The organism is Pseudoalteromonas sp. SG41-1 (assembly GCF_014164575.1).
In the GTDB taxonomy this organism is placed as follows: domain Bacteria; phylum Pseudomonadota; class Gammaproteobacteria; order Enterobacterales; family Alteromonadaceae; genus Pseudoalteromonas; species Pseudoalteromonas rhizosphaerae.
In genome coordinates this window covers 30,348-41,214 of sequence record NZ_JACJFL010000042.1, presented here as the reverse complement: position 1 = coordinate 41,214, position 10,867 = coordinate 30,348, and the positions used below count along the sequence as shown (strand labels likewise).

General features: G+C 41.7%; 10 protein-coding genes and 5 tRNA genes. 4 read left to right on the top strand and 11 right to left on the bottom strand.

All coding sequences use genetic code 11. From position 1 onward, the window contains the following. Positions 1 to 38: 38 nt before the first annotated feature. The 11 genes from H5203_RS18040 to lolB all read right to left on the bottom strand — a co-directional run bounded on the left by H5203_RS18040 (position 39) and on the right by lolB (position 5,978). A tRNA-Leu gene (locus H5203_RS18040) sits at positions 39 to 123 on the bottom strand. Positions 124 to 290: 167 nt separating this feature from the next. Beyond that, positions 291 to 367 (bottom strand) — tRNA-Met (locus H5203_RS18035). A gap of 5 nt (positions 368 to 372) precedes the next feature. Then, positions 373 to 447, bottom strand: a tRNA-Gln gene (locus tag H5203_RS18030). Positions 448 to 485: 38 nt separating this feature from the next. Continuing rightward, positions 486 to 570: transfer RNA gene (locus H5203_RS18025), tRNA-Leu, on the bottom strand. A gap of 63 nt (positions 571 to 633) precedes the next feature. Beyond that, positions 634 to 710 (bottom strand) — tRNA-Met (locus tag H5203_RS18020). Between the two features lie 279 nt (positions 711 to 989). Beyond that, positions 990 to 2,081: a redox-regulated ATPase YchF gene (gene ychF, locus H5203_RS18015; RefSeq protein ID WP_145240629.1), complete on the bottom strand. Its 1,092-nt coding sequence runs from the start codon at positions 2,079 to 2,081 to the stop codon at positions 990 to 992. A gap of 34 nt (positions 2,082 to 2,115) precedes the next feature. Next, positions 2,116 to 2,700, bottom strand: coding sequence for an aminoacyl-tRNA hydrolase (gene pth / locus H5203_RS18010; protein WP_145240631.1), 585 nt, complete (start codon positions 2,698 to 2,700; stop codon positions 2,116 to 2,118). A gap of 17 nt (positions 2,701 to 2,717) precedes the next feature. Further along, a complete protein-coding gene (locus tag H5203_RS18005; RefSeq protein ID WP_145240633.1) occupies positions 2,718 to 3,323 on the bottom strand; it encodes a 50S ribosomal protein L25/general stress protein Ctc in 606 nt (201 codons plus the stop codon). Between the two features lie 160 nt (positions 3,324 to 3,483). Next, positions 3,484 to 4,431 carry a ribose-phosphate pyrophosphokinase gene (locus H5203_RS18000; RefSeq protein WP_145240635.1) on the bottom strand — a complete coding sequence of 316 codons (948 nt, stop codon included), beginning with the start codon at positions 4,429 to 4,431 and terminating at the stop codon, positions 3,484 to 3,486. Between the two features lie 100 nt (positions 4,432 to 4,531). Next, positions 4,532 to 5,389, bottom strand: a complete 858-nt coding sequence (ispE, locus tag H5203_RS17995; protein WP_257325560.1) for a 4-(cytidine 5'-diphospho)-2-C-methyl-D-erythritol kinase — start codon at positions 5,387 to 5,389, stop codon at positions 4,532 to 4,534. A 1-nt stretch (position 5,390) separates the two neighbouring features. After that, complete coding sequence (lolB, locus tag H5203_RS17990; RefSeq protein WP_149980714.1) at positions 5,391 to 5,978, bottom strand: lipoprotein insertase outer membrane protein LolB; 588 nt, start codon at positions 5,976 to 5,978, stop codon at positions 5,391 to 5,393. Between the two features lie 83 nt (positions 5,979 to 6,061). On the opposite strand from lolB, the gene hemA reads away from it, so the two are divergent. The 4 genes from hemA to H5203_RS17970 are packed head-to-tail and all read left to right on the top strand — an operon-like array spanning position 6,062 to position 10,847. Further along, positions 6,062 to 7,318, top strand: a complete 1,257-nt coding sequence (hemA, locus tag H5203_RS17985) for a glutamyl-tRNA reductase (RefSeq protein ID WP_182719176.1) — start codon at positions 6,062 to 6,064, stop codon at positions 7,316 to 7,318. 7 nt (positions 7,319 to 7,325) lie between these two features. Further along, positions 7,326 to 8,411 carry a peptide chain release factor 1 gene (gene prfA, locus H5203_RS17980; RefSeq protein WP_145240641.1) on the top strand — a complete coding sequence of 362 codons (1,086 nt, stop codon included), beginning with the start codon at positions 7,326 to 7,328 and terminating at the stop codon, positions 8,409 to 8,411. Between the two features lie 2 nt (positions 8,412 to 8,413). Beyond that, positions 8,414 to 9,256 (top strand): peptide chain release factor N(5)-glutamine methyltransferase, encoded by an 843-nt coding sequence (prmC, locus tag H5203_RS17975; protein WP_182820052.1) that lies wholly within the window; start codon positions 8,414 to 8,416, stop codon positions 9,254 to 9,256. A gap of 49 nt (positions 9,257 to 9,305) precedes the next feature. After that, positions 9,306 to 10,847, top strand: coding sequence for a response regulator (locus H5203_RS17970; protein ID WP_182735437.1), 1,542 nt, complete (start codon positions 9,306 to 9,308; stop codon positions 10,845 to 10,847). Positions 10,848 to 10,867: the final 20 nt, after the last annotated feature.

The window sequence follows — 10,867 nt, the reverse complement described above, 5'->3', positions numbered from 1 at the left end:
AAAGAAACAGTTGATAGTTTTAATTCTTATCAAGAACATGGTGCGGAAGGAGAGACTTGAACTCTCACATCCTAAGATACTGGAACCTAAATCCAGCGCGTCTACCAATTCCGCCACTCCCGCATCGAACATACAGGTAACAATGTATTAGAACCTAAATCCAGCGCCTAATTCAAGACAACTGTTAATTCCGCTACTCCTGCATACTTTGTGTAATAAAACACTAGGTAGTTATTTTAAACTCTTTATTGAGTGTAGTTTATACTCCTACAGAGCCATTTCAAAATAAATGGTGGCTAAGACGGGATTTGAACCTGTGACCCCATCATTATGAGTGATGTGCTCTAACCAGCTGAGCTACTTAGCCATTGTTGGCTGGGATACCAGGATTTGAACCTGGGAATGCCAGGATCAAAACCTGGTGCCTTACCGCTTGGCGATATCCCAACAATAACAATTGATAATTTTAATTCTTATCAAGAATATGGTGCGGAAGGAGAGACTTGAACTCTCACATCCTAAGATACTGGAACCTAAATCCAGCGCGTCTACCAATTCCGCCACTCCCGCATACGTTGTGTAATAAAACACTAGGTAGTTATTTTAAACTCTTCATTGAGCAACAAAAAATAATGGTGGCTAAGACGGGATTTGAACCTGTGACCCCATCATTATGAGTGATGTGCTCTAACCAGCTGAGCTACTTAGCCATCTTTTTTTGTTAGCACTTCATCGCTGAGTGCGGGGCGTATTATGCTGATATGACCCAAATCCGTCAACACCTTTTTTGCAAAAAAACACGTATCTTGGTTTGTTTGCAGGAAAAATAGGCTAACAGGCTAAATTTTAATAAAAATGGTGTTTTTTTAACTGCTTTATTGTGACTTATTCACAACAGCTGATATTTAATGATAGTGCAAAAATAAAAAAGGCTCGTAAAAACGAGCCTTTAAAAATCACTAAAGGTGATAGGTCACACTGGGATGGTGTTAAACATTGAACAAGAAGTTCATTACATCGCCATCTTTAACTATGTATTCTTTGCCTTCTTGGCGCATCTTACCTGCTTCTTTTGCACCACTTTCACCTTTATAGGCGATGTAGTCATCAAAAGCGATGGTCTGTGCACGGATAAAGCCACGCTCAAAGTCAGTGTGGATTTTACCTGCAGCTTGTGGCGCAGTTGCACCTACTGGGATTGTCCATGCACGTACTTCTTTTACACCTGCAGTAAAGTAGGTTTGTAAATGAAGTAACTCATAACCACCACGGATCACTAGATTCAAACCTGGCTCATCCAGACCAAGATCGGCCATAAACTCAAGTTTATCTTCTTCATCTAGTTCCGAAAGCTCAGATTCAATCGCGGCACATACAGGCACAACAACAGCATCTTCAGCAGCAGCAATTTCGCGTACACGGTCAAGATATGGGTTATTTTCAAAACCATCTTCAGCTACGTTAGCAATGTACATAGTTGGTTTGATTGTTAAGAAGTTAACAGAGCTAATAGCCGCTTTTTCTTCTTTAGTTAATGCTAAAGAACGTAAAGTTAAGCCTTCATCAAGGTGTACTTTTACTTTTTCAAGTACGGCATTTTGTTCTTTTGCGTCTTTATCGCCACCTTTGGCTTTTTTCGCGTTACGGAAAAGGGCTTTTTCAGCGCTATCCATATCAGCAAGTACTAACTCGGTGTTGATCACATCAATATCATCAGCAGGATCAATGGTACCTGCAACGTGAATGATGTTGTCATCTTCAAAGCAGCGCACTACGTGGCCAATTGCATCGGTTTCACGAATGTTAGCTAAAAACTGGTTACCAAGACCTTCCCCTTTCGATGCGCCTTTTACAAGACCCGCAATATCCACAAATTCCATACTCGTTGTAAGAATACGTTGTGGCTTTACAATCTTTGCAAGTTCGTCTAGACGAGGATCTGGCACCGGTACCACGCCCGTATTTGGCTCGATGGTACAAAAAGGAAAGTTAGCGGCTTCAATACCCGCTTTGGTTAATGCATTGAAAAGTGTTGATTTACCAACATTAGGCAAACCGACGATGCCACATTTGAAACCCATAGTTAAGATACCTTGTTTAGATCCGCTTAACCAATTATGGCTTAAACGAATGTAGTCTGTTTTGTGCTTTTAACACACCGTCTTTTGCAAGTATTTCCATACAACGAACTGCTTCATCTACTGCGGCATCCATTTTCTCTTGGTCTTCTTTGGCTGCTTTTCCAAGCACCCATCCGGTCACCATTTCACGGTGTCCTGGATGACCTATGCCAACGCGCAAACGCATGAAATCTTTTTGATTTGCCATCTTTGCAATAATGTCTTTTAAACCATTATGGCCACCGTGTCCGCCACCTTTTTTTAATTTGGCAACACCGGGTTCTAAATCCATTTCGTCATGGGCAACTAGGATGCTCTCAACAGGAATTTTGAAAAAGTTGGCTAAACTACCGACAGCTTTACCACTTAAATTCATATAAGTAGTAGGGATCAGTAATTTGAATTCTTGACCTTGGATGATCACTTTGCCGGTAAGGCCGTGATACTTAGGATCGTGTTTTAGCGTACAGTTGTAGCGTGCAGCGAGTTGCTCGATGAACCAAGCACCTGCATTGTGGCGTGTGTTTGCGTATTCGGGGCCTGGATTAGCCAGGCCCACAAGCATTTGAATAGAATTCAAGGTGCAAACCTTAAAATTTATTCTGCAGCTTCGTCTTCAACTGGCGCAGCTTTGTTAGCTTTGATAGTTACGATAGACTGGTCGTGATCAGCACCTTTCGCTAAATCAACAGATGAAACACCTGCTGGAAGTTTAACGTCAGAGATGTGTATTGAGTCACCAGCAACTAGGCCAGCTACGTCAACTTCTACGAATTCAGGAAGTGACTTAGGAAGACACGTGATTTCGATTTCTGTTAATTGGTGAACTACAGTGTTACCCGCTTTAGTTACCGCTTCTTCACCGATGAAGTGAACTGGTACTTTAGTGTTAAGTTTGTGGGTAGCATCTACACGTTGGAAATCAAGGTGAGTGATTTTAGGCTTGAACGGGTGACGTTGGATATCTTTAAGGATAGCTTCAACTTTTTCACCAGCGATATCAAGAGTAAGGATGTGAGTGTAAAAACCTTCACTTTCTTGTGCTTTGATAATATCTTTGTGTTCAAAAGTAAGTGATGCAGCTTCTTTGTCAGCACCGTAAAGGATCGCAGGGATTTTATCTTCACGACGTAGGCGGCGGCTCGCACCTGTACCCGTAGCTGTGCGTAATTCTGCATTAAATGTATATGTTTCGTTAGACATGATGTCTCCAATAATTAAATAGTGTAGGGCCTTTGCGACCAAGGTCCCTAGCCAAAAGGCGCGCTATCATACCACCGCGACTAATTAAAAGAAACACGATACATAAAAAAAGCGCCAACGAGGCGCTTTATTACATCAGGATATTTTAACTAAACCAAGTTTAGTGTTCGAACATCGCTGAAATAGATTCTTCATTGCTGATACGGCGAATTGTTTCAGCTAGCATGTCTGCAAGTGTTAACACTTTAATTTTATCAATTGCTTTTAATTCAGCAGACAGTGGAATTGAGTCAGTTACAATCACTTCATCAATTACTGAGTTACGAATGTTTTCTAATGCTTGGCCAGAAAGTACAGGGTGAGTAGCGTAAGCGAATACTCGCTTAGCACCGTGTTCTTTAAGTGCTTCAGCTGCTTTACATAAGGTACCGCCAGTATCGATCATATCATCAACGATGATACAGTCACGGCCTTCAACGTCACCAATAATGTGCATTACTTGAGAAACATTCGCTTGTGGGCGACGCTTATCAATAATGGCAAGATCGGTATCGTTTAATAACTTAGCAATAGCACGGGCACGAACTACACCGCCGATATCAGGTGATACAACAACAACATCATCAAATTGACGCTCTTTCATATCTTCAAGTAGCACTGGGCTACCGAACACATTATCAACTGGTACATCAAAGAAGCCTTGGATTTGCTCAGCGTGTAAATCAACCGTTAGAACTCGGTCAACACCTACACTTGATAAGAAATCGGCAACAACTTTTGCTGTGATTGGTACGCGAGCAGAGCGCACGCGGCGATCTTGACGTGCATAACCAAAATAAGGAATGACGGCTGTTATACGACCTGCAGATGCACGACGTAAGGCATCAACCATTACAATAAGCTCCATCAAGTTATCGTTAGTAGGGGCACAGGTTGATTGCACAATAAAAACATCCGAGCCACGAACATTTTCATTAATTTGAACACTGATCTCACCGTCGCTAAAACGGCCAACAACAGCATCGCCAACTTCAATATATAAACGTTTTGCAACTTTTTGAGCTAACTCAGGTGTTGCGTTACCAGCGAAGAGCTTCATGTCAGGCACGGTAGGGTTCCTCAGGCACTGAATTTTTGGACTAATAAGCGATAAAAAAAGTATAGCTTATTAACTTAAACTTTATTTACTTGTACGTTACTTCATTGCTTCAATGTATAGCGTCCAACTGCGTATGAGCAGGAGAGATATTAACGCTGCTGGCAATAAAACCGTCCCAGTTATGGGGGAGATTTTCAAGAACATGTTGCGCTTCTTTTTGCGTGGCAAATTCAACAAAACAGCATGAACCTGTGCCAGTCATCTTCGACGGAGCGTATTTTAGCAACCACTGGAGGGTCTTTTCAACCTCAGGGCAGAGCTTTTTAACTAAAGGCTCGCAATCGTTGGCTAATGTTTGTTGCTGCCAGTGGCCTTTTAGCTTCGGTGTATTGCGTTTTAAATCTGGGTGAGTAAAAATTTTCGCGGTGCTGACATGTTCACTTGGATGCACTACACAATACCATTTTGACGGCAGCTCTACATTCACTAACTTCTCGCCAATGCCTTGAGCTAGGGCGCTTTTGCCGTTAATGAACACCGGCACATCTGCGCCTAACTGCACGCCAAGCGCTGCTAATTCAGATAGTGATAACTGGCATTGCCATAATTTATTAAGCGCTAAAAGTGTGCTGGCCGCATCTGAAGAACCACCACCAACGCCGCCTCCCATGGGTAATATTTTAGTTAAATTTATTTTTGCGCCAAAAAGGGAATTTGTGTGTTTTTGTAATAAAACGGCCGCTTTATAGATCAAATTATCTTTTAGGGGGATATCGGTGGTGTCACCAGTGACTTCAATTTCAGTTGTTTCAGTCAAAGTAAATGTGAGTTGATCGCCATAATTTAAAAAAGTAAATAAGGTTTCCAGTTCATGATAGCCATCTTCACGACGGCCATTAATGTGTAAAAATAAATTGAGTTTGGCAGGAGCCAATAACGAAAATGAAGTCATAGTGTGCGTAGTCATGTTAGTTAAAGTGCCACTCGTAAAGTTGAATTTTTATTTTAATATCTTGGTGTTTTAACGTGAGCTTTTTAGGTAACCAAAATCCGGCGTATTGTTGGTAATCAGCATAGCTTATTTGCCATTGATCGCCATCGGGTGCGTGCCAAGTTACATTTTTTGCTCGGCCTAGTTCATCAACTTGCAAACTTGGATCGTCAACAGTGCCTTTTAACCAATTATCGGCGCTGTCCATCGGTATATTAAAACCAGTGAGCCTAGCAAGCAGGCGCGATGCATTAATGTCATGGTAAATGTGATCATCGTATTCAAGTTCAGCGCCGTTAGTATTTTGTGTTAATGCTAAAACACGGGTACCGATAAAACTCGTTAAAATAAGTTGGTTTAACTGTTCTTGTTGTTGCCAATTTAAGTTTGCTGATTGGCGTTCATCTGGACTAATAAAAGCCAGTTTTCCTTCAACTTGCCAATTGGTTTGTTGTGATAATTGCGACTTCCAATCGTCATAAAGAGCTGTTTGAGGGCTAATTTGCTGCGCACAACCACTTAAAAATAAAAAAAATATGAGTAAAATCAAATATAGTCGAATCAAATGTCGTTCCTTACTTTCCATATTCCGCTGATTTTTGGTAAAATTATCGTCTTTCGAGCACGGCTTAGCAATATTTGGCACATATGACCATAGTAGCACTTGGTATTAATCATAAAACCGCATCTGTAGAATTACGCGAAAAGGTTGCCTTTTCGCCTGAGCAATTGTCAGAAGCATTACAGCAACTGAGCGATCACGATCAGTTTAATGAAGCGGTTATTGTGTCCACATGTAACCGAACAGAAATCTATTGTAGCCTCGCTCAGCAAAATTCCCAAATACTGTTGCAATGGTTAGCTAGTTTCCACGGTTTGGATGAATACGAACTGAGCAGTAATGTATATTGTCATCAAGATAATGATGCTATCAATCATTTAATGCGTGTGTCATGTGGCCTAGATTCTCTGGTGCTAGGTGAACCGCAAATTCTTGGTCAGATAAAGCAAGCTTATAATAGCGCCAAAAATCACAATTCGGTGAGTGTGGTATTTGACCGGTTATTTCAAAAAACCTTTTCGGTAGCAAAACAAGTAAGAACGGAAACCGATATAGGCGCCAGTGCGGTGTCTGTTGCTTATGCTGCGGTTAATTTAGCTAAACATATATATGGCAAGTTAGATAAAACCAAAGTGTTATTAATTGGTGCCGGGGAAACAATTGAGCTGGTAGCGAAACATCTATATCAAAATGAACCACAACAGATCACCGTGGCGAATCGCACCATAGAGCGTGCACGCCTACTGGCAGAAGATGTTAATGCCGACGTTATTGCGTTAGCGCAGTTACCTGAACGCTTACATCAGGCGGATATAGTGATCAGTTCGACAGCAAGTACTTTGCCAATTATTGGTAAAGGGGTAGTTGAACAAGCGCTAAAACAACGCCGTAATAAGCCAATGTTATTTATTGATATTGCAGTACCGCGCGATATTGAAAGCCAAGTTGGTGAATTAGATGCGGCCTATTTGTATTCGGTTGATGACTTACAGGCAATAGTAAGCGAAAATATCGCTTCAAGAGAACAAGCCGCCGATGAAGCGCAAGTGATTATTACCCAGCGCTGTGCGGAATTTGTGATGTGGATGCGTTCACTCGACTCTGTCGATCTGATCCGTTCTTATCGCCAAGATGTACACGATATTAAGTCTGAGCTGGTTGATAAGGCAATAAGCCAATTAAATACCGGTAAAGACGCAGAAAAAATTATTTTAGAGCTGGCCAACAAGTTAACCAACCGCCTAATGCACGCGCCTACCCGTGCAATTCAAGATGCGGCTAAAAAAGGTGAAGTTGCTCAGTTAAGCCAATTAAAGAAAATGTTAGGTATTGATCAGGAATAGCAGTTACATGAAAGAGTCCGTTTATCGTAAGTTAGAAACCTTAGTAGAGCGTTATGAAGAAGTACAAGCGCTGCTAAGTGATCCGTCAGTTATTAGCGACCAAAATCGTTTTCGTGCGCTTTCAAAAGAATATTCTGAGTTGGAAGAAATTGTTAAAGCATTTTTAGGCTATCAGCAAACACAAGATGATGTTGCTACAGCAGAAGAAATGCTAAAGGATTCGGATCCTGATATGCGTGAGATGGCGCAAGAAGAATACAAAGAAGCCAAAGCGCAAATCCTTGCTATCGAAGATCAAATACAAGTGTTGATGCTACCAAAAGATCCGCGCGACAATAATAATGTGTTTTTAGAAGTACGTGCCGGCACGGGAGGCGATGAAGCGGCCATTTTTGCTGGTGATTTATTCCGTATGTATACCCGTTATGCTGAAACTAAAAAATGGAAAGTAGAGATTGTGAGCACCAATGAAGGTGAGCACGGTGGTTACAAAGAAGTCATTGCTAACATTAGTGGTGAAGGCGTGTATGGGCAATTGAAGTTTGAATCTGGTGCTCACAGGGTACAACGTGTGCCAGAAACTGAATCGCAAGGACGAGTACATACCTCTGCGTGTACTGTTGCGGTAATGGCTGAAGTGCCAGAAGCTGAAGCGATTCAAATTAATACCGCTGATATTAAAGTTGATACGTTCCGTGCCTCAGGTGCCGGTGGTCAGCACGTTAATAAAACTGACTCGGCAATTCGTATTACCCACTTACCAACAGGTGTAGTGGTTGAGTGTCAAGATGAACGTTCACAGCATAAAAATCGCGCGAAAGCGATGTCAGTGCTTGCTGCACGTTTACAACAAGCGGAAGATGAAAAACGCCACGCGGCTGAAGCATCAGAGCGTCGTAACTTAGTCGGTAGCGGTGACCGTTCGGAACGTATTCGTACTTATAACTATCCGCAAGGACGTATTACAGATCACCGTATCAATCTCACTTTATACCGTTTAAATGAGGTAGTTGCCGGCGACTTAGGTTGTGTGATTGAGCCGCTAATGCAAGAGCATCAGGCTGATTTACTAGCCGCTATGGGTGATGAGTAATCGTGACCGACACGATTGAAAGTGCTGTTTCGCGTGCTACTTTGCTGCTGCAAAGTAGCAGCGATAGTGCCAAATTAGACGCTCAAGTATTATTGCTCGACGTATTACAAAAACCACGTAGCTACTTATTTAGCTGGCCAGAACAAAAGTTAACACCGCAACAACAACAGCTATTCGAAAGTTATTGTCAACGTCGCTTAACAGGTGAGCCAGTGGCTCATATAACGGGCACGCGTGAATTTTGGAGTTTGCCACTGCAGGTTAATCCCACTACGCTGATCCCCCGTCCAGATACCGAAACACTGGTTGAATATACGCTCAGTTTACCTTTACCTGTGGCCGCTAAAGTGCTTGATTTAGGCACTGGGACTGGTGCAATTGCGCTTGCACTTGCCAGCGAAATGCCACTTTGGCAAATCACAGGGGTTGATAGGGTTACTGATGCTGTAGCGCTTGCGAATACAAATAAGCAGTGGTTAGGCTTTATTAATGTAGACTTTGTGCAAAGTGATTGGTTTAGCCAAGTTACAGCACAAAAGTTTGATCTAATAGTTAGTAATCCGCCGTATATCGAATATGATGATATTCACTTAAATCAAGGTGACGTACGTTTTGAACCACTTTCTGCGTTAGTTGCCGATGATGACGGTATGGCTGATATCAAGTATATTATTACTCAAGCACGCAATTTTTTAACGTCAAATGGTTACCTTGTTATTGAGCATGGATATCAACAAAGTACTAAAGTGCATAGTTTTTTTGCACAAATGGCGTATACAAATATACTTACAGTTAAAGATTTAGCAAATAACGATCGTGTAACGCTCGCACAGTGGCCGGGATAACTATAACAATTACAGTGCGAGAGCAAAATAAACGCTTTGAGGACTCAGTATGATGGATGATTTTTTGTTTTCGGATGAACCACAAGAAGTAGAAAGTGATGTAGTTAAGGGGACATGGAAAGTCATCATTGTTGATGATGAGCCTGAGGTTCATGCCGTCACGAAACTGGCGTTAAGTGATTTTGAGTTTCAAGACAAGCGTTTAGAGTTTATTAGTGCATACTCAGGGGCTGAGGCTAAAGTACAAATAGATAATAATCCCGATGCTGCAATAGTACTGCTTGATGTGGTGATGGAAACCGACGATGCAGGCTTGAAAGTCGCGCAATATATTCGTGAAGTCGCTAAAAATAATCATATCCGTATTATCCTTCGTACTGGTCAACCCGGCCAAGCGCCAGAGCGCCAAGTTATTGTTAATTACGATATCAATGACTACAAATCAAAAACAGAACTTACCGCACAAAAACTATTTACTGTAGTGATGTCGAGCTTACGTTCTTATCGCGATATTTTATCGATTGAACAATCTCGTCAAGGGCTTGAAAAAATCATTAAAGCATCTCGAGATATTTTTTCAGCGCACTCACTTGATCATTTTATTGAAGGGGTGATGCAACAATTAACATCGTTGCTCGGCACCGTTGATCAAGCAATGTACGCCACCAGTTTAGTGGCAGGTAATCCACAAGATAATCAGCATAAATTAGTGGTATTTTCTGGGCGAGGCGATTTTGAACGCAGCGAAGGTAAAGCAATTGAAGAGGTCTTGAATACCGAGCAGCTATCAGCATGTAAGCAAGCATTTAGAGATAAAAACATTGTTTATAAAGACAATTATTTGTTTGCATACTGTTGCAGCGAACATAATCATAATTCAATGCTTTTTATATCTGGTATTCCACACGACTTATCGGATACACAGCGCCATTTGATTGAAATATTTTCGCAAAATGTACAGTTAGCGTATGAGAATGTGCAATTACAATCCGAGGTCGAAGCTACTCAGCAAGAGTTAGTGCTTCGTTTAAGTGAAGCTCTGGAGCAGCGTTCAACCGAAACAGGTAATCATGTTAAGCGGGTTTCGCATATATGTAATACTTTAGCACTGGCGTATGGTTTATCGAAACGTGAGGCTGACTTAGTTCGTTTAGCGTCGCCACTTCATGATGTTGGTAAGGTCGGTATTCCTGACGCTATTTTAAATAAGCCGGGTAAATTGACCTGCGAAGAGTGGGAAATCATGAAAACGCACACTCAAAAAGGTTACCTTATCTTACAAGGCTCTCGTCGAGAAATCGTTAATGCGGGTGCTCAAATTGCACGTGATCACCATGAAAAATGGGATGGTTCAGGTTACCCACAAGGAAGGCAAGGACAAGACATTCATATCTTTGGCCGTATAGTGGCGCTTGCAGATGTGTACGATGCGCTGCGCCATAAACGTTGTTACAAAGAAGCGTGGACGCTTGATGATGTCGTTAATGAAATCAATCAGCAAAAAGGCAAACATTTTGAGCCTAAACTGGTCGATGCATTTAACGACAACCTAGCGGAGCTTGAAGAAATTTTAACCCGTTTTCCAGATTAAAAAATAATACCCAGTGCATT